This window comes from Halosimplex halophilum (assembly GCF_004698125.1).
GTDB lineage: Archaea > Halobacteriota > Halobacteria > Halobacteriales > Haloarculaceae > Halosimplex > Halosimplex halophilum.
In genome coordinates this window covers 1264097-1288722 of sequence record NZ_ML214297.1, presented here as the reverse complement: position 1 = coordinate 1288722, position 24626 = coordinate 1264097, and the positions used below count along the sequence as shown (strand labels likewise).

General features: G+C 70.4%; 24 protein-coding genes. 6 read left to right on the top strand and 18 right to left on the bottom strand.

The window, feature by feature from the left end; genetic code table 11:
• Positions 1–25 precede the first annotated feature (25 nt).
• On the top strand, positions 26–841 hold the full coding sequence (gene hisF, locus E3328_RS06525) for an imidazole glycerol phosphate synthase subunit HisF (protein WP_135363784.1): 816 nt from the start codon (positions 26–28) through the stop codon (positions 839–841).
• A gap of 1 nt (position 842) precedes the next feature.
• The gene (locus E3328_RS06520) at positions 843–1745 is read left to right on the top strand and encodes a CAP domain-containing protein (protein ID WP_135363783.1); all 903 of its coding nucleotides are present in this window, start codon (positions 843–845) and stop codon (positions 1743–1745) included.
• 38 nt (positions 1746–1783) lie between these two features.
• On the opposite strand, the gene E3328_RS06515 is transcribed toward E3328_RS06520, so the two are convergent.
• Complete coding sequence (locus E3328_RS06515) at positions 1784–1978, bottom strand: hypothetical protein (protein WP_135363782.1); 195 nt, start codon at positions 1976–1978, stop codon at positions 1784–1786.
• Between the two features lie 129 nt (positions 1979–2107).
• Positions 2108–2596 carry an HTH domain-containing protein gene (locus E3328_RS06510; RefSeq protein WP_135363781.1) on the bottom strand — a complete coding sequence of 163 codons (489 nt, stop codon included), beginning with the start codon at positions 2594–2596 and terminating at the stop codon, positions 2108–2110.
• 456 nt (positions 2597–3052) lie between these two features.
• Here E3328_RS06510 and E3328_RS06505 point away from each other — a divergent pair, with 456 nt between their 5' ends.
• A complete protein-coding gene (locus E3328_RS06505) occupies positions 3053–4195 on the top strand; it encodes a CBS domain-containing protein (RefSeq protein ID WP_135363780.1) in 1143 nt (380 codons plus the stop codon).
• Positions 4196–4284: 89 nt separating this feature from the next.
• On the opposite strand, the gene E3328_RS21830 is transcribed toward E3328_RS06505, so the two are convergent.
• The 4 genes from E3328_RS21830 to E3328_RS06490 all read right to left on the bottom strand — a co-directional run bounded on the left by E3328_RS21830 (position 4285) and on the right by E3328_RS06490 (position 9356).
• Positions 4285–4434, bottom strand: a complete 150-nt coding sequence (locus tag E3328_RS21830) for a DUF7557 family protein (protein WP_167837324.1) — start codon at positions 4432–4434, stop codon at positions 4285–4287.
• A gap of 100 nt (positions 4435–4534) precedes the next feature.
• Positions 4535–5299, bottom strand: coding sequence for a DNA-directed RNA polymerase subunit epsilon (locus E3328_RS06500; protein WP_135363779.1), 765 nt, complete (start codon positions 5297–5299; stop codon positions 4535–4537).
• 712 nt (positions 5300–6011) lie between these two features.
• Positions 6012–6869 (bottom strand): CPBP family intramembrane glutamic endopeptidase, encoded by an 858-nt coding sequence (locus E3328_RS06495; protein WP_135363778.1) that lies wholly within the window; start codon positions 6867–6869, stop codon positions 6012–6014.
• 261 nt (positions 6870–7130) lie between these two features.
• Positions 7131–9356 carry a CDC48 family AAA ATPase gene (locus E3328_RS06490; protein ID WP_135363777.1) on the bottom strand — a complete coding sequence of 742 codons (2226 nt, stop codon included), beginning with the start codon at positions 9354–9356 and terminating at the stop codon, positions 7131–7133.
• Between the two features lie 255 nt (positions 9357–9611).
• Between E3328_RS06490 and larC the strand changes: the two genes are divergently transcribed.
• Entirely contained in the window at positions 9612–10934 is a 1323-nt protein-coding gene (gene larC, locus E3328_RS06485; RefSeq protein WP_135363776.1) for a nickel pincer cofactor biosynthesis protein LarC, read from the top strand.
• Entirely contained in the window at positions 10931–11809 is an 879-nt protein-coding gene (locus tag E3328_RS06480; protein WP_135363775.1) for a sugar nucleotide-binding protein, read from the top strand. The genes larC and E3328_RS06480 overlap by 4 nt, the downstream gene beginning before the upstream one ends.
• 27 nt (positions 11810–11836) lie before the next feature.
• On the opposite strand, the gene E3328_RS06475 is transcribed toward E3328_RS06480, so the two are convergent.
• The gene (locus tag E3328_RS06475) at positions 11837–12574 is read right to left on the bottom strand and encodes a hypothetical protein (RefSeq protein ID WP_135363774.1); all 738 of its coding nucleotides are present in this window, start codon (positions 12572–12574) and stop codon (positions 11837–11839) included.
• Positions 12575–12649: 75 nt separating this feature from the next.
• Complete coding sequence (locus tag E3328_RS06470) at positions 12650–14524, bottom strand: DUF2264 domain-containing protein (protein ID WP_135363773.1); 1875 nt, start codon at positions 14522–14524, stop codon at positions 12650–12652.
• Positions 14525–14661: 137 nt separating this feature from the next.
• Here E3328_RS06470 and radB point away from each other — a divergent pair, with 137 nt between their 5' ends.
• The gene (gene radB, locus E3328_RS06465; protein WP_135363772.1) at positions 14662–15348 is read left to right on the top strand and encodes a DNA repair and recombination protein RadB; all 687 of its coding nucleotides are present in this window, start codon (positions 14662–14664) and stop codon (positions 15346–15348) included.
• Between the two features lie 827 nt (positions 15349–16175).
• Here the strand turns inward: radB and phoU are convergent.
• From phoU to phnG, 10 genes are all read right to left on the bottom strand, one after another.
• Complete coding sequence (gene phoU, locus E3328_RS06455; RefSeq protein ID WP_135363770.1) at positions 16176–16856, bottom strand: phosphate signaling complex protein PhoU; 681 nt, start codon at positions 16854–16856, stop codon at positions 16176–16178.
• A gap of 88 nt (positions 16857–16944) precedes the next feature.
• On the bottom strand, positions 16945–17607 hold the full coding sequence (locus tag E3328_RS06450; protein WP_135363769.1) for an HAD family hydrolase: 663 nt from the start codon (positions 17605–17607) through the stop codon (positions 16945–16947).
• Positions 17604–18413, bottom strand: a complete 810-nt coding sequence (locus tag E3328_RS06445; RefSeq protein WP_135363768.1) for a sugar phosphate isomerase/epimerase family protein — start codon at positions 18411–18413, stop codon at positions 17604–17606. Before E3328_RS06445 ends, E3328_RS06450 begins: the two co-directional genes overlap by 4 nt.
• Positions 18410–19588, bottom strand: coding sequence for an alpha-D-ribose 1-methylphosphonate 5-triphosphate diphosphatase (locus E3328_RS06440; RefSeq protein WP_135363767.1), 1179 nt, complete (start codon positions 19586–19588; stop codon positions 18410–18412). Before E3328_RS06440 ends, E3328_RS06445 begins: the two co-directional genes overlap by 4 nt.
• Positions 19585–20316, bottom strand: coding sequence for a phosphonate C-P lyase system protein PhnL (locus E3328_RS06435; protein WP_135363766.1), 732 nt, complete (start codon positions 20314–20316; stop codon positions 19585–19587). Before E3328_RS06435 ends, E3328_RS06440 begins: the two co-directional genes overlap by 4 nt.
• Positions 20313–21143, bottom strand: coding sequence for an ATP-binding cassette domain-containing protein (locus tag E3328_RS06430; protein ID WP_135363765.1), 831 nt, complete (start codon positions 21141–21143; stop codon positions 20313–20315). Before E3328_RS06430 ends, E3328_RS06435 begins: the two co-directional genes overlap by 4 nt.
• The gene (locus E3328_RS06425; protein WP_135363764.1) at positions 21140–22255 is read right to left on the bottom strand and encodes an alpha-D-ribose 1-methylphosphonate 5-phosphate C-P-lyase PhnJ; all 1116 of its coding nucleotides are present in this window, start codon (positions 22253–22255) and stop codon (positions 21140–21142) included. The genes E3328_RS06430 and E3328_RS06425 overlap by 4 nt, the downstream gene beginning before the upstream one ends.
• On the bottom strand, positions 22248–23588 hold the full coding sequence (locus E3328_RS06420; RefSeq protein ID WP_246022911.1) for a carbon-phosphorus lyase complex subunit PhnI: 1341 nt from the start codon (positions 23586–23588) through the stop codon (positions 22248–22250). Before E3328_RS06420 ends, E3328_RS06425 begins: the two co-directional genes overlap by 8 nt.
• Positions 23589–24140, bottom strand: a complete 552-nt coding sequence (phnH, locus tag E3328_RS06415; RefSeq protein WP_135363763.1) for a phosphonate C-P lyase system protein PhnH — start codon at positions 24138–24140, stop codon at positions 23589–23591.
• The gene (gene phnG / locus E3328_RS06410; RefSeq protein WP_135363762.1) at positions 24137–24580 is read right to left on the bottom strand and encodes a phosphonate C-P lyase system protein PhnG; all 444 of its coding nucleotides are present in this window, start codon (positions 24578–24580) and stop codon (positions 24137–24139) included. The genes phnH and phnG overlap by 4 nt, the downstream gene beginning before the upstream one ends.
• Between the last annotated feature and the right edge of the window lie 46 nt (positions 24581–24626).

The following is a 24626-nucleotide window of genomic DNA, read 5'->3' as shown; positions in this document are numbered from 1 at the left end:
CTCGCCGCCCGAGTCGTCGGTATAGATGGCTCTGACGAAGCGGATCATCCCCTGTATCGACGTGGACCTGGACGACGACGGGGAGGCGGCGGTCTACACCGGGGTGAACTTCGAGGACCTGGCCTACACGGGCGACCCCGTGGAGATGGCAAAGAAGTACAACGAGGCCGGCGCCGACGAGTTCGTCTTCCTCGACATCACGGCCAGCGCCGAGGGCCGCGAGACGATGCTCGACACCGTCTCGCAGGTGGCCGACGAGGTGTTCATCCCGCTGACCGTCGGCGGGGGCATCCGCACCCGCGAGGACGTGAAGGAGACGCTCCGCGCGGGCGCGGACAAGGTGTCCATCAACACCGGCGCGCTGGAGCGCCCGGAGCTCATCACCGAGGGCGCCCGCGCGTTCGGCAACCAGTGCATCGTCATCAGCGTCGACGCACGCCGGCGATTCGACGAGGCGGGCGAGCACTACGTCGAGGTCGACGGCGAGTCCTGCTGGTTCGAGTGCACGGTCAAGGGCGGCCGCGAGGGGACGGGCGTCGACGTGGTCTCGTGGGCCGAGGAAGCGGAGGAGCGCGGGGCGGGCGAGCTGTTCGTCAACTCCATCGACGCCGACGGGACGAAGGACGGCTACGACATCCCGCTGACGCGGGCGGTCTGCGACGCCGTCTCGACGCCCGTCATCGCCTCGTCGGGCTGTGGCGGCCCGGAGGACGCCCACGAGGTGTTCACCGAGGCCGGCGCGGACGCGGCGCTGGCGGCCTCTATCTTCCACTTCGACGAGTACTCGATCGACGAGGTGAAGCGGTACCTGGACGACCGCGACGTGCCCGTCCGGCTGTGAGATGAGCGGGGGCGACAGTCCGGGCGGCGGCGACGCCGCGAGCGGGACCGGAACCTCGGACGGCACCGACACCGGCGGCTCGGCGAAGTGGCGCTGCGCGTGGTGCGACAAGCCCCACGACCGCAACGACCCGCCCTGCGACAACTGCGGCCACCACAAGTTCGAGAAGGCCGTCGTCCCGGTCGCGCCCGACGACCCCGACCACGAGCGCGAACCGGTGTGGGTCTGTCCGGAGTGCGGTCGGGTCCACCAGAAGAACTCGCCGCCCTGCAGCCGCTGCGGCAACGCCGGCCTGGAGCGGACGGTCCCGGACGAGGCCGACTACGCCGAGGAACTGGGCGGTACCTCCTACCTCGACCTGCTGAACGCCCGCTATCTGGTCGGGCTGGCCGTCGCGCTGGTGGCCGGGGCGGTCCTCGTGCTCGCGCTGCTGGGCGTCGTCACGCTCCCGGGGATGGACAGCGTGCCCGGCAGTGCCAGCGAGTACCGCGGCGTCGACCTCGGCGAGACGGAGGCGGCGTTCGTCGCCGAGCTGAACGACCGTCGGGCCGAGGCGGGACTCGCCGAGTACGAGCGGGACGGGAACGTGGACGACGCGGCCCGGCTGTACAACCAGGGGCGGGTCAGCGAGGCGGCCGGGACGGGGTCGATACCGAGCGGTGAGCGGCTGGGGCGGGCGCTCGACGGCGCCTGCGGCGACGGCGTCGAGCGGATCACCCCGTTCTCGCGGTCGTTCGCGGAGGGCGACCCCGCCGTCGACTCGCCCGACGCCCTGGCGGCCGCGCTGGTCGACGGTTACGTCGACGAGACCGGCGGCTTCTCCGACAGCGGGGCCGAGCTGGTCGGGGTCGACGCCCACGCCGGTCCCGAGGGCGACGTGTCCGCGACCGTGTTCGTCTGCTGAGCGCGGTCGGCGGAGAGGTATCGGGTCCGGCGGGCGCGTTACCGGACCCGGCGGGCGATCCGGAGCGCGACCGACGTGAGCGTCCCCAGCGCGGGGACCTTCGAGGACAGTGCCGCCGCGGCGACCAGCAGCGCGCCGCTTTTCGGACGGCCGCGGGCGAACGCCAGCGCGGCGTCGACGAGCGTCGAGACGATACCGAGCTTCTTCAGCGGACCCGCGTTGCGAGTTACCATCGCTACCGGACAGTGGGGACTGCCACCGAAGTACCGCGCCCCTGCGCTCGCAGGGGCGGGCACGCGTGCGGCCGGGCAGTTCGGCGCCGCCGCTGGGCGGGCGGAAAACGGGAGTGACGGGGGAGCGCGTCAGTCCGAGAGGATCGATACGTCGTTCGACTGCTCGACGGCGGCGGGCTCGCCGCGTTCGAGGCGGTCGAGGCGGTCCATGATGGTGTGGACCTCGTCGCCCTCGGTGCAGGGGGCGACGTGGCGCAGTTCCTCGCCCTCGTACTCGGCGAGGCCCATCACCGGGAGGACGATGGCCGAGTAGGGCTCGTCGGTGGCGTCGTTGGTCACGTCGTGTTTCTGGTAGAACGACTCCAGCGAGACGTTGTTCGACAGCGCCCACTGCTTGAACTCCGCGACGCGGTTGAGGATGTACTCGCCCTCCTCGGTGCGGGCGCCCGCGGAGTCGCGGGCGATCTGCTTGCCCCAGACGATGACCGAGAAGTCCTCGATCTCGTCCTCGGCGTCGAGCCGTTCGAGCCGGTCGATGACCGCCTCCTGTCGGTTGTGCGCGCCGTCCGGCAGCAGCGACCGGACGTAGAGTTCGATCCGCGGCTGTGTCCCCGTCATCGTACCCGAACCAGCGAGCGGGGAGATGAAAAAACTTCTGCTGTTTTTCCCGATTTACCCATGTTTGTGTTTGTCATGCCGGCCGTACGGGGCCACTGTTGAACGAACGTTAATTTCGAGTCCGTCGTGCTTTCGATGTTCCCGCGAAACGATGGATTCGATTAAAGTCGTAGTATTATTCGACTACTGTCGAAATCCGTCCGGCCGCCCGCGAGGTGGACGTTCCGGAGACGGGGGCAGAGCGCACCTCTCGGCGGGGAACCGGGCTCGACAGCGGGGTAGGGAGCCAGTACCGATCGGAAAGCCGCCGGTGACTCGTCGGACTGCGAATCCGGAGCGGGGAGCGCCGGCGGCGGGTACGCTGGTGGTGTGACGGGGGGCGGCCGTCCAGACGAGCGGGAGCGGTCGCCAAGTTTGAATAGTGTCGGCGTCGAACTCCCGGGATGGGAGATTCAGATGGATATTGCTGATATCGCCACCAGCGAGTACGTCGCGGTCGACGTCGACGAACGGCTGGGGAAAGTCCGGTCGAAGTTCGAGCGCGAGAATCCCAAGGGCCTGATCGTCACCGACGACGGCGAGTACGCCGGGATCATCACGCAGAAACAGCTGGTGCAGTCCCACATCGAGGACAACACCAAGGCCAGCGCGATGCTGCAGCCGGCCCCCAAGGTCGAGCGCACCGACGACGTGCGCGAGGTGGCCCGCGTCCTCGTCGAGGGCGGGACCAAGGTCGCCCCGGTCTTCGAGGCCGACCGCCTGTGGGGGATCGTCACCGAGGACGCGATCCTCGAGGCGGTCCTCGAGAACCTCGACGCCCTCACCGTCTCGGACATCTACACCGAGAAGGTCGTCACCGTCGACGAGGACACCAACGTCGGCCAGGCGATCAACCTCCTGCGCGAGCACGGCATCTCCCGGCTCCCCGTGCTCGACGAGGACGGCCACCTCTCCGGGATGGTCACTCGTCACGACATCGTCGACATCGTCGTCCGCGACATGGACAAGGCCACCCGCGGCGAGCGCGCCGGCGACATCGAGCGCGTCCTCGACCTGCCGGTCTACGACGAGATGTCCAGCCCCGTCGCCACCACGACCCTCGACGAGTCCGTCCGCGACGCCGTCGAGCGCATGCTCGACAACGACTACGCCGGGCTGGTGGTCACGCCCGAGGGCGACGACCGCGTCGTCGAGGGCATCCTCACCAAGACCGACGTGCTCCGCGCGCTGACGTTCACCGAGGAGGAGCACATGGACGTGCAGATCACGAACATCAAGCTACTGGACACGATCAGCCGCGAGGACATCCGCCAGCGCATCGAGCGCGTCGCCGACAAGTACCAGGACATGCAGGTCCAGCACGCCCACGTCCGCTTCCACGAGCACAAGGAGAAGCTGCGGGGCACGCCGCTGATCCGCTCGCAGATCCGCCTGCGCACCAACAAGGGCCAGGCCGCCGGCTCCGGCGAGGGCTACGGCGCCGACTCCGCGTTCGGCGTCGCCCTCGACAAGCTCGAACGCAACGTCCTCGAACTCAAGGACGTCCAGGCCGACGAGGAGTACCGCGGCCAGCTGCTCCGCAAGCTCGGCGAACTCTAGACCGTCGACCGCGCGACGGACCGTCGTCCCGCCGTCACGACGGCCCGCTCCGCTCGCTGTCTACCGCCCCGCCCGTCCGACCGACGACGTTACTCCGAGTAGCCTTCCTGGAGGAACGCGCCCTCCGTCTCGTACATGTTGACCAGCTCCTCGACCAGCTCGGCCATCGACTCGTCCTCCTCGAGGTGGGCCTCCATCCGCTCGGCGAGGTCGTCGTCGATCTCGATTGTGGTTGTCATGTGGGCTCTGCGTACCGATTGCACGCCGAGCGGCAAGAACCTGATGGGGGCACCGACGGGGGTGTCGGTGAGAGCGACGACGGGGAGACGGATACCGTCCTCACTCCGCGGTCGGGTCGCCGTCGGAGCGGGGCACCTCCGTCGGGTCGCGGTCGCGGATCTGCGGCAGGCTCGGGTCCCGGTGGGGGTTGCGCCCGAAGACCGCTCCCCGGAGGCCCTGCTCGTCGAGCTGGTCCTGCAGCGTCCGGTCGAGCCGGTTGACGCTCGTCACGTCCAGGCCCACCAGGTCCATGAGCGTCCGGTACCGGGGGTCGTCCTTGATCGAGTCGAACCGCTCGTGCAGGTCGGCCAGCGACTCGGGCGGCTGCTCGGCCACCCACTCCCGGTCGTGCAGCCCGAGAACCCGCTGGCGCTCGTCGTCGACGACGTGGCGGATCACGACCAGCGCGACCTTCTGGATCGCGCGCTGGCTCCCGAAGACGGTCAGGTCGAGGTCGGTCATGATGCCCAGCGCCCGGTCGCGCTCCCACGGCGTCAGCGCCAGCCGGTTGCAGAAGGCGTGGGTTATCCGGGCCTTCTCCAGCCGGTGCATCCGCTCGGCGTGGCCCGCCATCGCCGGGTGCTGTTCGTCGTGCAGCCGCCGGAGGTTCTCGCTCACGTCCTCCCCGGGGTTCTCCGGCCGCCCGATGAGCGTTGCGCTCGGCGTCGTCACGTCCCACCGCCGGAACGACTCGTCTTTCGCCGCCTCGACGCGCCCGAGCGACCCGTCGCCCGGCCGCGTGCTCACGTCCCGTTCCGCGCGCGGGTCGACCGGCTCGCCGCTGGCTCGGAGCCCGTGGTCGACCCTGTCGCGTCCCCCGTTCATCTCGTCGGCCTTCGCCCTCGCCACTATAGAAAGCTCCGGCTAGGCGGTCGCGGAAAGCGGAGAGAACCGACGGCTTCCTCTTACTACACACCGTTGTGACGAGAACGACTTAAAGGACCGTGTGGTGAGGACGGATCATCGCTTCTCGAACCGTGGCCAGGAGCCGGGCGTCGGTGGCAGTGCGGCCGCTGGTCGATCGCGGTTTCCTGAGAACTCCTCTTACTTTAGACCCTTGTGACGAGAACCACTTAAAGGCTCGAGAGTGACCGCTGGGCTGTTCTCGACCAACCGACCGGAAACAAAGCGGCCGCTGGTCAGTCGCAGTTCCCCGCAGAACTCCTCTTACTATAGACCCTTGTGACGAGAACCACTTAAAGAACGGTCGGCCGCCTGTCGGCGGGGACGCTGGGGCAGCGGTCTCGTCGTCGGCCCATCACGAACCCGACGGCGGTGGTCGCACCCTGACCGTCGGCGGCCCCGCCCAGGTCTACCACCTTGTCGTCGAAGCGCGTCCGGTAGAACGCCTCGCTGGCCTCGTGGTCGTCGGTCTAGATCGTGACGTGGGGGAACGACTTCGGTTCCAGGGGACGGCGGGATGCTACCGGACCACGGCGTGATACTGCCGGAGCAAATAGACGGGGCGAGTGTGTTCGTCTGCCCCGGGTCGGTAGTCTGCGGGGGCGGGCGCGACTCCGTCGCTTCCCCAGCGGTGTCAGTCGGCGGTCGCGGCGGCCTCCCGGTCACCGCGTCCCGGAACGTCCGGCAACGGGCCGTCCCGTGAGAGGTCGTCGGAACCCGCGTACCAGACGACGGCTGCCACCACCGAAAGTGCGAAGAGCGCGCTCGGACCGATCGGGAACCGGTCGACGATAGCGGGGACATCGCCGGTCGCTCGAAGCACCCCGGGCATATTTGAGGCCGCGTGGGCGACCATGACGACGGGCAGTACGCCGTTAGTGCTGTTGTACAGCCAGCTGTAGACGACCGACGACCCGACCGCCATGACGACGTAGTCGGTCGGGCCGACGAAATCACCGACCCCGATCAGCATCAGCGGGACGTGCCACACCGCCCAGACGACGCCGATCAGAGCGCTCACCAGCGTGGCGTCGTACCGTTTCTGTAGCCGTACCTGTGCGAAGCCGCGCCACCCGAACTCTTCGAGTGCCCCGGCGAAAAACAGCGTGACCAGAAAGTTGAACGCCATCGCGTAGAGTTGCCAGCCGTCGGCTTGGACCGCGATCCCCGCTCCCGACAGGGCCGCCACCGCCGCTCCGATGTCGGTCCTGAGCATCACGATCGCTACACCGAGCACGTACCAGTGGGCTCCGACCCGCCAGTTGCGAACCTGTCCGACCCACGCCCGGACGCTACCGCCGAGCAGCCGGATCGTCACCGCCCCACCGAACAGTGGCCCCCACGCGTACGGGATCGCCGCGACGAAGGGCGCATCTCCCCCGGTAGCCAGATACAGAAGTCCCGCGACACTCCACGAGAAGGCGAACGTGAGCACGAAATACGAGACGACCGGGCGTCGACCGACGGCGCTCTTGACCGACCACTCGCGCACGTCAGACACCCCGATTCGCTCGGCGGTCGTCGCTCGTTCCCATCAGTGTTTCCCCGTGCGGTGTTCCCAGAGACCCCGATTCGCTCGTTTCGGCCACGTCCTGTATCTCAAACTACACGTAAATAAATTCGTTTGTTCCGTTTCGGAATCACCTGTAGCCGGCTGGTTTCGAGGCGTCGCCGTGTGCCTGAACGGGGTGGGGCGTTCGGGAACCCGCTCGGAGAACGACGCGGCGATCGGAGGCGAAAAACTGGGAGGCGCCTACTGGAACCCGATGCGGCCGCCCGAGCGGGGGCCCTGCCGGCTCTGGCCGCCGCTCTGGAACTCGTCTTCCATCTGCTCGTAGTAGTCGCGGATGTCGTCGGTGATGGTCGGCCGGACGTTGTCCAGCGCCTGGTGGAAGTGGCTCATCTCGACGACCTCGGCGTCGTCGTCCTCGCGCAGCGCCTCGATGGCGGCCTCGCGGCCGATCGACTCGAGGTCGGAGCCGACGTAGCCGTCGGTGATCTCCGCGAGTTCGCGCAGGCTCACGTCCGCGGCGAGGGGCTGGTCCTCGGTGTGGATGCGGAGGATCTGCTCGCGGCCCTCGGTGTCGGGCTCGCCGATCATGACCAGGCGGTCGAACCGACCGGAGCGGATGAGCGCCGGGTCGATCATGTCCGGGCGGTTGGTCGCGCCGATGACCATCACGTCCTCCATGTCCTCCAGCCCGTCGAGCTCCGTCAGGAGCTGGTTGACGACGCGCTCGGAGACGTTACTGCCCACGTCGCCGCCCCGTCCCGGGGCGAGCGAGTCCAGCTCGTCGAAGAAGATCACCGTCGGAGCGACCTGCTTGGCCTTCCGGAAGGTCTGGCGGATGGCCTTCTCCGACTCGCCGACCCACTTCGAGAGCAGTTGCGGCCCCCGCACCGAGATGAAGTTGGCGTCGGTCTCGTTGGCGACGGCCTTGGCCATCAGCGTCTTGCCGGTGCCCGGTGGCCCGTACAGCAGGACCCCCGACGGCGGGTCGATGCCCATCCGCTGGAACTTCTCGGGCTTGTTCAGCGGCCACTCGACGGACTCCTGGACCTTGCCCTTGGCCTCTTCGAGGCCGCCCACGTCGTCCCAGGACACTTTGGGCAACTCTACGAGGACCTCCCGCATCGCGCTCGGACTCACCTCGTTGAGGGCGCCGCGGAAGTCCTCGCGCTTGATGATCATCCGGTCGATGAGGCTCGGCGGGATGTCCTCCTCGTCCAAGTCGATCTCCGGGAGGTACCGCCGCAGGGCCTTCATCGCGGCCTCCTTCGTGAGGCTCTCGATGTCGGCGCCGACGAAGCCGTGGGTCTCGTCGGCCAGGCGACCGAGCGCCACGTCGTCGGACAGCGGCATGCCGCGGGTGTGGATCTGGAGGATCTCCTCGCGACCCATCTCGTCGGGGACGCCGATCTCGATCTCGCGGTCGAACCGGCCCGGCCGGCGCAGGGCGGGGTCGACGCTGTCGACGCGGTTGGTCGCGGCGATGACGATGACCTGTCCCCGTGATTCGAGGCCGTCCATCATCGTCAGGAGTTGCGCGACGACGCGCCGTTCGACCTCGCCGGTCACGTCCTCGCGCTTGGGCGCGATGGAGTCGAGTTCGTCGATGAAGATGATCGAGGGCGCCTCCTCGCTGGCGTCCTCGAAGATCTCCCGTAACTGTTGCTCGGACTCGCCGTAGTACTTCGAGATGATCTCCGGACCGGCGATAGAGAAGAAACTGGCGGAGGTCTCGTTGGCGACGGCCTTGGCGAGCAGGGTCTTCCCGGTGCCCGGCGGGCCGTGCAGCAGGACCCCCTGGGGCGGCTCGATGCCCAGTTTCTTGAAGATCTGGGGGTGTTTCATCGGGAGCTCGACCATCTCCCGGACGCGCTGGATCTCGTTTTGCAGGCCGCCGATGTCCTCGTAGGTGATCCCGCCGCCGGTCTTCTCGAACCCGGAGATGGGCTCCTCGCGGAGTTCGACCTCCGTGTCCTCTGTGATGAGACAGACGCCCTCGGGTTCGGTCTCGACGGCGATCAGGGGGATCGCCTGACCGGGCGAGCGCATGAAGGGATGGTTCGTCGAGGACATGACGGGGACGATGTCGCGCTCGACGACCGGGCGCTTGAGGATCTGCCGTTTGACCATGCCGGCGGCGTCGGAGCCGAACTGGACCGAGGCCTCCTCGGGCGGGGCCAGCACCAGCTTGTCGGCCTTCTCGGCGTCGGCCTTGCGGATCTCGACGCGCTCGCCGATCCCCACGTCGGCGTTCTGGCGCGTGAACCCGTCGATGCGGACAGTATCCGTGTTCCAGTCCTGGCGGTCCGCGCGCCAGACCTTCGCGGCGGTCACCTCGCTGCCCTCGATCTCGATGATGTCGCCGGGAGAGAGCTTGAGGTGGAGGAGCGTGTCGGGATCCAGCCGGGCGATGCCGCGCCCCGAGTCGTTCGGGTACGCTTTCGCCACTTCTAGTTGCACTTCGTTCATAGGTGAGTGGGAGTGTGTCTCACTCGGGTACCCCCGCGGATATGCTTTTTGCCTCCGGCGGTTCCATCGGTCGATCGACACCGATTCCGGGGTGGCTCCGGGAACGATAATCCGTTCGTAGTCTTGCGATTCTGGGGCGTCGCGCCGAGCGCCGAACCGCGGTCACCGGCGATCCCGCCGCACCGCCGCGGGAGCCGCGCTCGCGCTCCGGGGGACCGGACCGTTTTTGCCGCCGCCGCGCGCCCGTTGTGGTGTATGCGAACCCTCGCGTTCGACGGTCGGCTGGGCGCCAGCGGCGACATGCTCCTGGGCGCGCTCGTGGCGGCCGGCGCCGACCCGGCGGTGCTGGACCGCGTCGAGGAGGCCCTGCCCGTCCGCTACGAGGTCCGGTCGGTCACGAAGAACGGTATCGCCGCCACCGCCGTCGACGTGCGCCACGCCGACGGGGCCGGTGAGAACGACGACCACGGCGAGGGAGACGGTGACGACGCGCACGGCCACGACCACAGCCACGGCCACGCGCACGACGGTCACGACCACGACGACGGCGACCACGAGGAAGGGCACGGTCACGGCCACGCCGAAGGCGCGGGACCGAACCGGACCTACGCGGAGGTCGTCGACCTCGTCGAGTCGATGGACCTCCCGTCGGGCGTCGAGCGGGACGCGCTCGCCGTGTTCGAACTGCTCGGCGAGGCCGAGGCGAGCGTCCACGGCACCGACATCGACGACACGCACTTCCACGAGGTGGGCGCCGACGACGCCATCGCGGACGTGGTCGGCGTCGCCCTACTGGTGGACGACCTGGGCGCCGAGCGGGTCGTGACGACGCCGCTCGCGGGGGGCGGCGGCGAGGTGGAGATGAGCCACGGCACCTACCCGGTCCCCGCCCCGGCGGTCGTCGAACTCGCCGAGCGGGCCGACTGGTCGTTGCGGGGTGGACCCGTCGAGCGGGAACTGCTGACGCCCACGGGCGCCGCACTGCTGGCCCACTACGCCGACGGCGTCGAGGCGCTGCCGGATCTGGACGTGTCGGCATCGGGCTACGGTGCCGGGGGTTACGACCTCGCCGAGTACCCCAACGTGCTCCGGGCCATCGTCGGCGAGTCCCGGGGCGGCCTCTCGCGGGACGCCATCACCGTGCTAGAGACGAATCTCGACGACGCGACGCCCGAAGTCCTCGGCGGCCTCCAGGAGTCGCTAGCCGAGGCGGGCGCGCGGGACGTGTCGATCCTCCCGGCGACGATGAAGAAGTCCCGGCCGGGCCACCTCGTGAAGGTCGTCACCAAGCCGGAGGACGCCCAGCGGGTCGCGCGGCGGCTGGCCGAGGAGACGGGGACGCTGGGCGTCCGCGAGCACGGCGCCGGCCACCGCTGGATCGCCGACCGCGAGGTCCGCAGGGTCGAGGTCGCGGTCGAGGGGGCGACCCACGAGGTGGCGGTGAAGATCGGCACGGACAGCGAAGGGGAGATATTCGACGTGAGCGCCGAGTACGACGACGCCGCGGCGGTCGCCCGCGAGACGGATCTGCCCGTGCGCGAGGTCGCTCGCCGCGCGGAGGCGGCCGCGAGAGAATGACCGAGACCGTCCTCGTCGTCGGGGCGAGCGGCTACCTCGGCCGGTCGGTCGCCTGGCGCCTCCGCCGACTCGACAACCGATCCGACCGCCGCGTCCTCGGGACCCACTGCTCGGATCCGGGCCCGACCGCCGAGGTGGGGTTCGACTTCTGGACGGACGACGTGGCGGAACTGGTCGCCGAGCACGGCGTGGACACGGTGGTCTTCGCCGCGGCCGTCGAGTACGGGGGCGACGCGGACACCGGCGAGTCGGGGGTCGACGCGACCTTCGCCGAGCGCGCCGAGCGGTTCGCCGCGGGGGTCGCCGACACGCGGGTCGTCTACGTCTCCAGCGCGTCGGTGTTCGACGGGACCGGATCGCGGTACGTCGAGAGCGACTCCCGGTCGCCGCGGGACGACTACGGCCGGCGGCTCGTCACCTTCGAGGACGCCGTCGAGGACCACTGCGACGACGCGACGGTGCTGCGGACGAGCTACCTGTTCGGCTTCTCGACGGGGCGGCTCGACCGCCGGCTTGCGCGGACTCGCGACCACCTCGACCGCGGGGAGTCGGTCGCGTACTTCACGGACATGTACAAGAGCCCTGTGCTGGTCACCGAGGCGGCCGACGCGGTCGCCGCGCTGGTCGACGGCGACGCGACCGGCGTCGTCCACGTCCCGACGCCGCGGATCAGCGTCTACGACTTCCACTGCGAGGCGATGCGTGCGCTCGGGTACGACCCCGATCCCGTCGAACGGGACTCGATCCCCGAGGGGATGGACGTGGCCCCCGACACCTCGCTGGCCTCCGAGCGGTTCGACTCGCTGGTCGACTTCGAGCCGTCCGCGGTCGGCGAGGGACTGCGGTCGCAGGTCGACGCCGGCGAGGCCGAGTAGGCGGTCGGGGCGCCGGCCTCGGGACTGTCACTCCTCGTCCTCGCGGTGCTCGGCGAGCGCCTCGTCCATCGTCAACTCGCCCAGCGCGACCCGTCGAGCCAGGTTCTCGTCGATGGCGCGGTTGGCGTCGCCCGCCTCGCGGGACCGCTCCTTGATCCGCTGGAGTTCGCCGGCCGTCGGCTCGATGGTGCGCGAGTCCACGCGCTCGCCGGAGAGCCGCGCGATGTTGACGGCGGCGAGCACGTCGCCCATGCCGCGGGCACCGGTGCCCAGGTAGGGGGTCGTCCCCGTCTCGTCGACGAGTTCGACCGGCACGTCCTCGAGGTCGTCGATGATCTTCGCGCCCTGGAGGCGGGCGCCGTCGCCGACCCGGACCAGCGGGTCGACGGCGTCGTCGACCTCCTCGCGGACGACTTCGGCGGCGTCGGCAAGCGGGACGTGGAACGTGGCGACGACCATCTCGCCCGAGAGGACTGCGATCCCCGGCCGCTCGCCGGGGTCGACGCCGACGACGGTGCGGCCGCTGCCGCCCCGCAGGATTGCGACCACCTCGTCGACGGCGCCGCGGGGGTCGTCGGGGTCGGCGCGGACGACCGGCGCGTCGTCTGGATTCGGCGGCTCCTCCCCGGCGGCGCTGACGACGACCGTCGTCCGCTCCGGGAGGTCGTCGTCGAGTTCGATGGTCGTGAACGTCACGCCGCGGTCGCGCAGCTCGTTGACCACGCCGTGGTAGACCTCGAAGTCCGCCGTCGCGACGACTATCACACCCGGGGTAGGCGGCCCGCATACCTAAGTGTTCGAGTCCCTCGCTCGACGGCGACCCGGAGCGGACGCCGCGACTCAGAGGGGCGCCTCGTCGAGCGGTCCCGGCGCATCGGCGTCCCAGCGGAGGACTGGTTCGCCGTCGGCGTCCGTGAGGACCGGTCGGTCACCGGTCGATTCGAGCACCGGCGGGCGCTCCCACGCGGCGTCGCCGTCCGCCGTCGCCGCCGTGACGGCCGTGGCCAGCCAGTGGGTCCCCGGTTCGTGGTCGGCCCGCAGCGTCGGCACGACCGTCCGGGGGGCGACGAGGTTCGTGTTCGGGTCCTGGTCGACCACCTCGCCGGTCCGCCGGGCTCCCTCGTCGGTTCGGTCTCCGCCGAGCCCGCGAACGCCGCTGACGCCGCCGGGGTAGCGGACGACCGCGCGCCCCTCGCCCGTCTCGCGGTCGACGGCGTTCTCGCCTTCCTCGCCGCTGCGGTCCATCGGGAAGCCACCTTCGGCGCTCCCGAGGGGGCGGTCGGTGTCGATCCGGTGGACGCGGACGTGCCACGGCGAGGCCGGCGCGACCCACGTGTCGACGGTCACGTCCTCCCAGGGGCGCCACCGGCTGTAGAGGGTGTCGCCGTCCACGCCGGTCCGCTCGACGCCCGTTCGGACCCGGAACGACCGGCCGTCCTCGCTCAGCGCGAGCGCGCCGTCGACGCCGGCGCCGGCCAGCCCGGGCGCGCGGCTCCGCACGGAGAACCCGAAGTCCGTCGAGTAGGCGAACTTGCCGTACTTCTCGGCGTAGTGGCTGTCCTGGCCGGCCGTCAGCGCGTAGTGGTGGCCCGCGTCGCGGTCGCGGCAGACCACCGCGTTCGCGCGGGGGTGGACCGTCTCGGTCGGCGCGTCCCCGAGCGGCCGCTCCTCGGCCCGCCAGAACGGGTGGTCCGCGGGGAGCGCCAGCGGCAGGAACGCCTTCGTCGCCCAGTAGGGCGACGCCGGGGAGTTGTACGGCTCGCTCACCTTGATCGTCGGGTAGCGGTAACCGACCGAGAGCCGGCCGTCCCCGGTGAAGACCGGCTGGTCGGCCCACCAGCGGACGTTCCGCGCCCACAGGCCGCGGATCTCCCCCCACGGGAGCGCCTCGACGCCGGCGAACGCGAGCGCGCCCCAGAACGACGCCTGCGCGAACCGGTAGGTGAGGCTGCGCCCGAACGGGAGCCCCCGGCCGTCGTCGGCGAACCAGCCGCGGTACTGCGCGGCGAACTCGCGAGCCCGCTGGCGGAGGCGGTCGGCCCGCTCGGGGTCGGCGTCGCCGGCGAGCGCGGCGTACAGCAGCCCGTCTGCGTGCATCTCCCACGCGATATAGTGGTCGCGCGGCCCGTCCGGCCCGTCGGCGTACCAGCCGTCGCCCAGGTAGAACGACTCCAGCCGGTCCATGGCGTCCTGCGCGGCCGCCCAGTCGTGGTCCGCGCCGACCGCCCGGAGGCCGAGCGCGACGAGGACGCGCCAGTACAGCCAGTTGCAGTCGTACAGCTCGGCGTCCTCGACCTGGCGGAGATACCGGGTCAGGTTCGCGCGCGCCTCGGCGTCGAGCGGCTCCCAGAGCCGGTCGCCCGCCAGCGCCAGGGCGACCCCGACCGGGGCGAGTTCGACGTGTTTCTGCGAGTAGTCGCCGGCGGCGCCCCAGTACTCGGGGTGGTCGGGGTCGGTCCCGTTGGCGAGGCCCGTCCGGTAGCGCGACCAGTCGCCGAACTCGCCGCCGCCGGCTTCGAGGGCCGCCAGCCCCCACAGCGGGCGGGCGAACCCTTCCATCTCCGCCTCGGTCTCGGTGTGTGCGGCCCCGCGCGGGTCCGGGTTCACCCGCGCCCGTCCGGGGCTGAAGTGGGGTCGCAGCGGTTCGTAGAGGTCGACAACGGCCGCCCGGAAGTCCGAGCGGGTCCGCAGCGGGTTGTCCGCGAGCGGGTTCATATCGCCCCCTCTCGCCGGGTGTCCGGATAAAGTCACGGGTAGTGTCTGTGTCGGGCCGGCGCCTTCGGATGGTCGGCAGCGAGCGTCGGCGCGGCGGAGTACGAGCGTTTTTACCGGGTGGCGGCCAACCTCCCGGCGTGAGCGAGCGCATCCCGACCGGCTGCGAGGCCATCGACGACCTGCTGGGCGGCGGGTTCGAGCGCGGCGCGGTCACGCAGGTCTACGGCCCGCCCGCCGCCGGCAAGACGAACATCGTCCTCTCGGCCGCGACGGAACTGGCCGCCGCCGGCGACTCGGCGCTGCTCGTCGACACCGAGGGCCTCTCCGTCGACCGCATGGAGCAACTCGCCGGCGCCGGCGGCCGCGACGCCGACGACGTGGCCTCCCGGCTCATCATCACGGAGGCGTACACCTTCGAGGAGCAGGAGGAGGCAGTCCGCGACGTCGAGGAGTTCGTCGACGCCGTCGACTTCGTCGCCGTCGACAGCGCCACCGGCTTCTATCGCCTCCAGCGCACCGAACAGGAGGAGGGCGAGGCCCTGCGCGCCGTCGGGCGACAGCTCGCGCACCTGCTCTCGCTCGCCCGGAAACACGACATCGCCGTCGCCTTCACGAACCAGGTGTACACCGACCCCGACTCCGAGCAGGCCCGCGCGCTCGGCGGCCACACGCTGAATCACTGGTCGGCCACGATCCTCCGCGTCGACCGCTTCCGGGGCGGGAACCGGCGTGCCACCCTGGAGAAACACCGGGCGAAGGCCGCCGGCGAGAAGGCCCAGTTCAAGATCACCGACGAGGGACTGGTGAGCGGCGAACCGCGGTAGTCGACGGGCGAAGCGTCGTCTTCCGTTCTGTGTGCGTGCTTATCGTTCAAAGAGTCCTTTTCGTCTCACACAGTCATTTGTGTAGACGAGACAGAGAGAGAATATGAACCGTAGGGAGTTGCTTGTCGCTACCTGTGCATCGACGGCCGGACTTGCTGGTTGTTCAAGTGATGCAACGGAGCCGGGGACTTCCGCCATCACACCGACTCTACACTCCAAGTACGATTGCCCACCACACGATTCATATTCAGGGGCCGCCGTCTGCTCACATACTGTCGAGACAGGGTCTGCGAGCGCCTATCTCCTCCCATCACAAACTACGGTGGACGCGTCAACAGGAACGGTTGAACTGACGCTTCACAACAGATCATCGACCGAACTGGAGTTTAACCCATACCAATGGTCCATAACGAAGAGGTCGTCCGCTGGATGGGACCCGATTGAGAAACGCTCATCTGGTAATGGACAACTGACGCTCTCGCCCGGTGAAACGCATACGTGGACTTTTAGAGAAGTCGTGGATTTCATCAACGAGGAAGCAACTGTGGACACAGGAACGTACACAGCAGGTATCAACGTCCCAAACCCCGACGGTTCAGACTGGATGCGGTGTATCGCGCTATTTCGTCTCGTCTGAAGTATCTACAGACTGTACTGACCGATGCCTGTGCAACCTATACTGAGCATCCGGCGCCTACGGCGCCGGTTCACCGCTCGCGCTCCGCGCGAGCGGCCTTTTTCACCCATGTTTTTGCGTCGGGGGTACCCGCAAGGAGCGTAGCGACTGAGGATACCCCCGGCGGAAAAAGATGGAAACTAGGTGGTTCTCAGTAGATCAGTTCGTCGGAGTTCTCGACCATGTAGAGGGTGCGGGCGGCGATGTTGACGGCGTGGTCGCCGACGCGTTCGAGGTCGCGAACGGTGAGCAGCAGGCGGGACACGTCGGCCATGAGCTGTTCGATCTCCTCCTCGCCGGTGCCGTCGTCGACCTCCCGTTCGATGAGGTCGCGGACGATGGTGCTGGAGGCGGCCTCGCAGCGCTCGTCGATGGCGTCGTCCTGTTCGGAGATGGCGACGCAGGCGTCGGCGTCCTCCGACTCGTAGGCGTCCATGGCGGCCTCGACCATCTCGATGACGAGCGTCCCGATCTCCTGGATGTCCACGTCGGGGTACAGGTCGCGCTCGGCTTCGAGGGTGTAGTCGCCGAGGTTGGTGGCGAGGTCGGCGATGCGTTCGAGGTCGGTGATGATCTTGAACGAGGCGGCGATGAATCGCAGGTCCGAGGCGACCGGCTGCTGGAGCGCCAGCAGGTCGATGCAGTCCTGTTCGAGGTCGAGGTAGAGGTCGTTGATCTCGTGGTCGCCCTCGATGACTTCCCAGGCCAGATCCTCGTCTTTGGTCTCCAGGGCGTCCAGGCCCATCCGCAGGCGTTCGAGGACGACCTCGCTCATGTAGAGCACGTCCTCCTGTAGCGCGTCGAGTTTCTCCTGATATCCTTCGCGTGGCATACCTACGACGACCACCGGCCGGGCAATGTATGTTGTGCCATCCGCGCGAATTGCCGGGCGACTGGCGGCGCTGGGGCCCCGGGAGCCGTCAGTCGGCCAGCCGCTCGGCCAGCGCGGTCAGCGTCTCGACCTCGTAGGTGGGCTCGCGGTCGAGGACGGTGTCGGCCCGGTGGTCGCGCCGGAGGAAGGCGCTGTCGACGCCCGCGCGGTGGGCGACTTCCACGTCTTTCGGGGAGTCGCCGACGTAGAGTGCGTCGCGGGTGCCCAGCTCGTCGAGCGCGGCGTCGAGGTAGTGGGGCTCTGGCTTGCGCCGGCGGGCGCCCTCGACGGTGGGGTCGCGGCCGACGACGTGCTCGAAGTGGTCGGCCAGGTCGTAGTGGTCGACGACGAACCGGACCGTCTCGTGCTGGTTGTTGCTGACGACGGCCTTCCGGTGGGGGAGGTCCGCCAGCGCGGTCACGTCGTCGTACAGCGGTTTGGCGCCGGACTCGATGGCGTCGCACTGGTGGGCGACGGCGTGGTCCTCGCGAGTGGCCCAGTAGTCGGCCAGCGAGAGGTCCAGCGCGTCCTCGACCCGGGCGAGGTCGTCGAGCTCGCCGTTAGCCGCGTGTTCGACGAGCGCCTCGGGCGGGTCCGAGACGCCGTGGGATTCGAAGGCCGCGCGGGCGGCGCGGCGCAGCAGGTCCATCTCGGTGAGTTCGACGAGCACGCCATCGTGGTCGAAGACGACCGCGTCGTAGGTTCCTGTCATGGGTCACTCGGGGTCGCGAGGGGGGTGTCGACCGATTCGGGGTCGACTCCCATACATCGTGCGATGTCGCCGACCGACTTCATCTCGAAGGCGAAGTAGTCGGCGGGGACGGCGTCGACGATGCGCCGGTAGTCGGGGAGCGGTTCGTGGTCGTCGGCGGTCCCGTCGTTGTCCGAGAGGTGGCAGACGCGGATGCGGTCGCCGAAGCGGTCGACGAACTTCCGCCAGTGGTAGCCGTTGACCTTGGCGTGGCCCACGTCGAGCGTGACGCCGAGGTACTCGGGGGCCACCGCCACCTCGTCGAGCATCGATTCGAGGTCTTCGGGCGTCGTCGTGTAGCGGCGCCGCTGGTCGTCGACCGGCTGGTTCTCCAGGCAGAGCGGGACGCCGACCAGCTGGGCGTACTGGGCGCACTCGGCGAGCGAGCGGTGGGCGTGTTCGCGGGCGGTCTCGCGGACCCACTCGGGGTAGCGCGTCGGGACCGAACCGCCGTGGACGACGACGGCGCCCGCGTCGGCCGCGGCCGCGTCGTCGATGGTCCGCTTGACCTGGTCGACCGACGCCTCGCGGACGGCGTCGTTGAAGCTGCCCGCGTTCCAGTCGCGGAACGGCGCGTGGTAGGTGACGGTCACGCCGTACTCGTCGGCGATCTCGCCGACCGTCTCGGGGTCGGGGGCATCGGGGTGGCCGTGGAGGTACTCCCGCTTGAGTTCCAGATGCGAGAGGCCCAGTTCGTCGAGGTAGGCGACGAACTCCGCGACGGTGGCGCCGAAGCGCACGTCCATCGCGGCGCCGACGGAGCTCATCGCGACCCCTCCGCGCGGTAGACCGGCTCGCCCGCGACGAACGCGCGGCTCACGGTCGGGGTGGGGTCGCGGTCGACGAGCACGAGGTCGGCCCGCGCCCCGGTCTCGAGCCGGCCGCGGTCGGACAGGCCGACGGCCGCGGCGGGGTTGGCCGTCACGCGAGCGACCCGTTCGGGGAGCGGTTCGCCGGTGTCGACGAACGCGCCGGCGAGCATCGACAGCGGGTGGTAGTCGGCGACGAGCGCGTCGACGACGCCGGCGTCGATGGCGGCGGCGGTCTCCAGGTTGCCCCACTGGCTCTCGCCGCGGACGAGGTTCGGCGCGCCCATCGCGACGGTCATCCCGAGGTCGGCGGCCCGTCGGGCGGTCTCCATGGTGATCGGGTACTCGGTCACGTCGACGCCGGTCTCGGCGAGGCGCTCGACCTCGGCGGGGTCCTCGTCGTCGTGGGAGGCCGTCACGGCGCCCGCGTCGTGGGCCCGTTCGACGACCCGCTCGACGCGCTCGTGGAGCGTCGCCAGCTCGATGTCGCCGCGCTCGGCGATCATCTCCTCGGCCTCCGCGACGGTGTGGTTGTCCGACTCGCGGTAGTACTCGACGAACGCCTCCCGGTCGCGGAACTGCCCCTTGCCGGGGATGTGGCTCATCACCGAGACGAGGTCCGCGTCGCCCGCCGAGACCACGTCGAGGACCGCCTCGACGCAGTCGGCCTCCGTGACCTCGCAGCGGGCGTGGATCCGGTGGTCGGCCAGCAGGTCCTCGGCGGCGTCGACGGCCGCGGTGATCTCGGCGCCGAGCTCCGGCGACCGGCCCGAGTCGGGGTCGGTCTCGAAGGAGATGGCGTGGAACTTCGTCGTGATCCCGGCGGCGATGTTCGCGCGGTCCGCCGCGGCGAGCGCCATGTGCGTGTCCATGCGCGCGCCCGACCGCGGGTGGAGGTGCGACTCGATGTCGTCGCCGTGCAGGTCCACCAGCCCCGGGAGGAGGAACTGCCCGTCGGCGTCGATCCCGACGGCCCCGTCGGTGTCGACCTCGCCCACGTCGACGATGCGGTCGCCCTCGATCCGGACGCCCCCGTCGACGACGGCGTCGGGCGTAACGACGCGGGCGTCGGTGACGGCGAAGGCGTCCGTCCGGTCCGCGACCGTCGCGGCCGACTCGCCGGTCCCGTTCACGCCACCACCTCCCCGGAGAACTCCGCGACGGGGACGACCCGCTGGAGGCGGCCGTCGTCGAGCACGGCGACGCGGTCGGCGACCGACTCGACGACCTCGCGGTCGTGGAAGACGCCGATGACGGCCGTCTCCTCGGCGGTCGCCGTCGAGAGCAACTCGACCGCGGCGGCGCGCGTCTCGGGGTCGAGCGCGCTCGTCGGCTCGTCGAGCAACAGTAGATCCGGCTCGGGCGCGAGCGCCTGCGCGAGGTTGACCCGCTGGCGCTCGCCGCCCGAGAACGTCGCCGGGTAGGCGTCCCACAGCGCCTCGGGGAGCCCGAGCGCGTCGAGCAGTTCCCGGGCGCGCTCGCGGGCCGCCTCGGGGTCGGTCCCGCGCTCGCGCAGCGGCCGCGAGACCACGTCGACCGCCGGGACGCGGGGGATCTCGTCGAGGAACTGCGAGGTGTAGCCGACGGCCGAATCGCGCAGGGCCATCACCGTCCGGTCGTCGCAGGTCGCCAGGTCCACGTCTTCGGGGTGGTACTCGGCCGAGCCGGCCGTGGGGTCGTAGGTGCGGTAGAGGCACTTCAGCAGCGAGGACTTCCCGCTGCCGGACTCGCCGACGACGGCGAGGAACTCGCCGCGGCGGAGGGCGAACGTTACGTCGTCCAGCCCGACGACTCGCTTGTCGCCGAGCGCGTGCATGTCGAAGGTCTTCGAGAGCCCCTCGACGGTGAGAACGTCTGTCATATGACCGAGTTGATCAGGGTCTGCGTGTACTCGTGGTGCGGGTCCTCCATGACGCGGTCCGTCAGGCCGCGCTCGACGACGCGGCCGTGGCGCATGACCAGGGTCCGGTCGGCGAGCAATCGGACGACGCCCAGATCGTGGCTGACGACGACGGCGGCCACGTCCGCCTCGCGCTGGATGCGCCGGAACATGTCGAGGACGCGCGCCTGGACGCTCACGTCGAGCCCGGTCGTCGGCTCGTCGAGGACCACGACCTCGGGGTCCGTGGCCAGCGCGCGGGCGATCTGCACGCGGCGCTGCATCCCGCCGCTGTAGGTCTCGGCCGGGTCGTCCATCCGGTCGACGGGGACCTCGGTCGCCTCGTAGAGCTCGCGGACTCGCTCGCGCACGTCGCCGAACGACCGCTCGCCCGCCGCGAGCAGCTTCTCGGCGACGTTCCCGCCGCCGGTGAACGCCAGGTTCAGCCCGTCGCGGATGTGCTGGTGGACGAGCCCGATCTCGCCCGTCCGCAGGCGGTGGCGCGTCTCGTAGTCGGCCGCCAGCAGGTTGCCGTCGTGGCCGCGCAGGCGCACGTCGCCGCCCGTGTGCCCGTCGGCGTTCCGTTCGAGCGCGAGCAGCTCCGCGACGCTGGACTTGCCCGACCCCGACTCGCCGACGATACCCAGCACCTCGCCGGGTTCGACGTCGAGCGACACGTCCGCGCAGGCGACGACCGCGCCGCAGACCGGGCACTGGTTGGTGCCCGCCTCGTCGCCGGTCCGCGCGACGCACTCGCCGCAGGGGTCGCCGTAGACCGTCTCCAGGTCCGTCGCCTCCAGCAGCGTCACGCGCCGTCACCTCCCTCGCCGTCGGCCCCTTCTCCGCTGTCCGCGGCCTCGGCGGTCCCGTCCACCGGCGGCCTGCCCGGCGTCCCCGGCCCCCAGTCGACGCCGTCGCGGTCGAGGTGGTGGTCCTTCGCGAGCGCGGGGTCGTCCTGCCGTTTGAGGCAGAAGCTCGTGTCGTTGCAGACGTACAGCCGGTCGCCGTCGTCGGTCTCGACCTCGGTGAGGTAGGTGTCCGTCGAGCCGCATGACCGGCAGGCCTGGTCGGGGAACCGCTCGACCTGGAACGACTCGTCCTCGAAGGCGAGCGGTTCGACCTCGGTGTGGGGCGGAACGGCGTAGATCCGCGCCTCGCGGCCGGCGGCGAACAGGAAGAGGGTGTCGGCGTCGTCGAGTTTCGGCACGTCCCACCGCGGGATGGGCGAGGGGTCCATCAGGTAGCGGTCGGCGACCATCACCGGGTAGCGGCTGGCGATCTGGATCTCGCCCCACTCGACGACGTTCTCGTAGAGGTGGACCCACATCTTCCCGTAGTTGGCGTGGGCGTGGCGGCGCCGGTTGGCGGCGTCCGAGGAGTCGACCTTCCGGAGCGGGTCGGTGATCGGGACCTGGAGGACGAGGATCTGGTCGTCGGTCAGGACCTCCTCGGGGATCCGGTGGCGCGTCTGGACCACGTCGGCCTCGGTGGTGTCGGTGGCGGTCTCGACGTTCGCGGTCGTCTCGGCGAGCCGGCGGACGTTGGCGGCGTTGACGCTCTCGTCGCTCCCCTGGTCGATGACCTTGAAGGTGTCCTCGGGACCGAGCAGCGACAGGGAGGTCTGGATGCCGCCGGTGCCCCACCCGCGGGCCAGCGGCATCGGGCGCGAGGCGAACGGCACCTGGTGGCCGGGGATCGCGATCCCCTTCAGGACCGCCCGGCGCACCTCGCGTTTCGTGTGCTCGTCGAGATAGGCGTAGTTGTACCCCGACGGCCCCCCGCCCGAGAGGCCCTCGACGGCCGCGGCGACCGAGTCGGCGCCGACTGCCTCGCCGGCGCAATCGTCGGCGGCCGTCGAGTCGCCGTCGGTCGCGTCGTCTGCCGGCGACGCGGCGGTCGTTTCGGTGCCGCGGTCAGTCATCGTCGCCTCCCGCGGTCGCCACCGGTTCGTCGGTCTCCGGGTCGGTCTCCCCGTCCGGGGGCCCGTCCGCGTCGGGGTCGGAGTCGCCGTCCGCGTCGGGGTCGGGGTCGCCGTCCGCGTCGGGGTCGCCGTCCGCGTCGGGGTCGCCGTCCGCGTCGGGGTCGTGGTCGCGCCCCTCCCGGATGGCGCGGATGCGGTCGAGGATGCTCTGGAAGGTGACGTAGTGGGGGAGCTTGAGGTGCTCGATGAACCCGAACGAATCCATCCCGTCGACGTTGTCGAGGACGAACTCGGGGTCCTCGGCGGGTTCGTCGGCGCCGTCGAGCTGGATCGAGGCGTCGAGGACCGTCATCGCGATGGCCTTGCGCTCGTTGCGGCCGAAGGAGAGGCCGTAGCCGAAGGCGAACTGGGGGTCCTCGCGCTTCTCGTAGACGGGGACGACCGCCTCGGACTCGGTGACTTCCGCGTCGGTCACGCGGACCGCCTCGCCGGTGTAAGGGTGGGTGATCCGCACGGGGAGCTTCCCGACGCGCACCTCGGCGAGCGTCGGGTGGACCTGGCCGTAGCCGCGCATCGCCGAGTAGCCCAGCGCGGTCACCGCGCCCGTCTCGCCGCGTGCGAGCTCCTGGAGCACCGCGTCGCGGCCGGGCGGGTGGGTGACCGACTCCCGCGTCGTGTCCGCCGGCTCGCCCCACTCGTCGTCGGCTCCACTGTCCGCTCCGTCGTCGGTCCCGTCCCCGGCCCCGTCGGCGTCCGCGTCGGGGTCGTGGACGAGGCCGTCCGCCCGGAGGATCTCCATGACGTTCTCCACCGTCGTCGGCTCGCCCTCCGGGAGGTCCCAGTCGGCGGTGGGGTCGGTCGGACCGTCCGCCGCGTCACCGGGACCGACCCCCGCGTCACGGTCGGCCGGCCCGTCCCTCCCCGCTTCGCCGTCGAGGTCGAAATCGAGCAGCCGCTGGGTGTAGTCCTTCGTCGGGCCGAGGATCTGGCCCCCGGGCACGTCCTTGTAGGCGGGGGAGACCCGGCGGGTCGCAAACAGCTCGTCGGGGTCGACCGGCTCGGTCTCCTCCCACCGTTCGAGCGTCGAGCGGTAGGCCCGCAGGAGGAAGGCGGCCTCGACGGTGTCGCCCTGGGCCTGCTTGACCGCCAGCGCGGCGAGCCGCGGGGCGTAGAGCCCGCCCTCGCTCATCGCCTGGGCGGTCAGCCTGGAGAGCTGGTCGTCGAGCTGGTCGACCGACAGCGTGGCCGAGTCGCCGTCGAGGCGCTGCTTCTCGAAGAGGTCCGCCGCGCGCTCGATGATCTCCTCGCCGGCGGTGACAGCGACGTACCCCATCTACAGCACCTCCAGGTCCGACGACCGCGGGACCGCCGCGACGCGGTCGCCGGCCGCGAAGTAGGCGTCGACGCCCCGGGGGTAGGTCGACTGCGCGTCGCCGAGCCGGTCGAGTTCGCGGGCGGGGAGCCCGACGCCGAAGCGACGGGTGCCGTCGACGCCGGGGCCGGCGAGTTCGACGCCGGTGAGCCCGGGATCGTCGGCGTCGCCGAGGTCGTCGACGCGGTAGACGACGGTCGCGCCCTCGCTGGGTTCGACGAGCGTCCCGCGGTCGCACTCGCGCACGTCCCACTCCGGGGACCCGACGGCGTGGACCACGTCGGCGTTGGTCGGCGCCGCCGCGTCGAGCCGGCCCTGGCTGTCCAGCACCTCGCGGAGCCGCTCGTCGGGCGTCCACGTCGTCACCTCGTGGTCGACGAGGGTGGCGAGGACGGCGTGGTCTGCGGGGTCGGCGTCGACGGCGACGACGCTCCCGGGGCGGCTCGTCGCGTCGCACAGCGCCCGGAAGGTCCGCCGGGTGTCGTGGACGGGGTCGAGCCCGAGCGCCCTCACGGGTCGTCCTCCATCGTCTCGAACTCGACGGTGGTGTGGCGGCTCTCCGCCCACTCCCGGCGGCGCTCGCGGTCGTGCGCCTCGGCCGCCTGCGAGAGCGCCTCGACCGCCTCGTCGGTGACGGCGTGGTCGGCTGCGACGGCGGCGTCGACGACGGCGCCCGCGAAGGCGGCGCGCTCGGCCTTGCCGGGGACCATCGCGAACCCGCGGGCTCCCTCTAACGACACCTCGGCCGGCGTCGCGACGACCTCCCCGAGGTTGAACGGGCGGCGCTCGACGGGCTCGCGGACCCGCTGCATGACGAGCTGTGGCCGTGGCTCCTGGAGCACCCGCAGGTGGGGGTCCTCGGCGAGCACCGAGTCCGCGAGGCGTTCGAGCTCGTCGCCGTCGGCGGCGGCGATCAGTTCGAAGCGGTCCGACCGGTCGTGTGGATCGTCCATGTGATCGCTCCGACCAAGCGAAACGCTCCGGGTAAGTCTTCGCTGG

What these genes read in the sequence shown, in the direction of transcription:
- E3328_RS06420 (WP_246022911.1), bottom strand. Translation starts at nt 23,588, where the DNA reads ATGGGGTACGTCGCTGTCACCGCCGGCGAGGAGATCATCGAGCGCGCG.
- E3328_RS06450 (WP_135363769.1), bottom strand. Translation starts at nt 17,607, where the DNA reads ATGACAGGAACCTACGACGCGGTCGTCTTCGACCACGATGGCGTGCTC.
- E3328_RS06490 (WP_135363777.1), bottom strand. Translation starts at nt 9,356, where the DNA reads ATGAACGAAGTGCAACTAGAAGTGGCGAAAGCGTACCCGAACGACTCG.
- E3328_RS06520 (WP_135363783.1), top strand. Translation starts at nt 843, where the DNA reads ATGAGCGGGGGCGACAGTCCGGGCGGCGGCGACGCCGCGAGCGGGACC.
- E3328_RS06505 (WP_135363780.1), top strand. Translation starts at nt 3,053, where the DNA reads ATGGATATTGCTGATATCGCCACCAGCGAGTACGTCGCGGTCGACGTC.
- E3328_RS06425 (WP_135363764.1), bottom strand. Translation starts at nt 22,255, where the DNA reads ATGACTGACCGCGGCACCGAAACGACCGCCGCGTCGCCGGCAGACGAC.
- E3328_RS06480 (WP_135363775.1), top strand. Translation starts at nt 10,931, where the DNA reads ATGACCGAGACCGTCCTCGTCGTCGGGGCGAGCGGCTACCTCGGCCGG.
- phnG (WP_135363762.1), bottom strand. Translation starts at nt 24,580, where the DNA reads ATGGACGATCCACACGACCGGTCGGACCGCTTCGAACTGATCGCCGCC.
- E3328_RS06500 (WP_135363779.1), bottom strand. Translation starts at nt 5,299, where the DNA reads ATGAACGGGGGACGCGACAGGGTCGACCACGGGCTCCGAGCCAGCGGC.
- phoU (WP_135363770.1), bottom strand. Translation starts at nt 16,856, where the DNA reads ATGCCACGCGAAGGATATCAGGAGAAACTCGACGCGCTACAGGAGGAC.
- E3328_RS06445 (WP_135363768.1), bottom strand. Translation starts at nt 18,413, where the DNA reads ATGAGCTCCGTCGGCGCCGCGATGGACGTGCGCTTCGGCGCCACCGTC.
- E3328_RS06470 (WP_135363773.1), bottom strand. Translation starts at nt 14,524, where the DNA reads ATGAACCCGCTCGCGGACAACCCGCTGCGGACCCGCTCGGACTTCCGG.
- E3328_RS06435 (WP_135363766.1), bottom strand. Translation starts at nt 20,316, where the DNA reads ATGACAGACGTTCTCACCGTCGAGGGGCTCTCGAAGACCTTCGACATG.
- E3328_RS06510 (WP_135363781.1), bottom strand. Translation starts at nt 2,596, where the DNA reads ATGACGGGGACACAGCCGCGGATCGAACTCTACGTCCGGTCGCTGCTG.
- E3328_RS06515 (WP_135363782.1), bottom strand. Translation starts at nt 1,978, where the DNA reads ATGGTAACTCGCAACGCGGGTCCGCTGAAGAAGCTCGGTATCGTCTCG.
- E3328_RS21830 (WP_167837324.1), bottom strand. Translation starts at nt 4,434, where the DNA reads ATGACAACCACAATCGAGATCGACGACGACCTCGCCGAGCGGATGGAG.
- hisF (WP_135363784.1), top strand. Translation starts at nt 26, where the DNA reads ATGGCTCTGACGAAGCGGATCATCCCCTGTATCGACGTGGACCTGGAC.
- larC (WP_135363776.1), top strand. Translation starts at nt 9,612, where the DNA reads ATGCGAACCCTCGCGTTCGACGGTCGGCTGGGCGCCAGCGGCGACATG.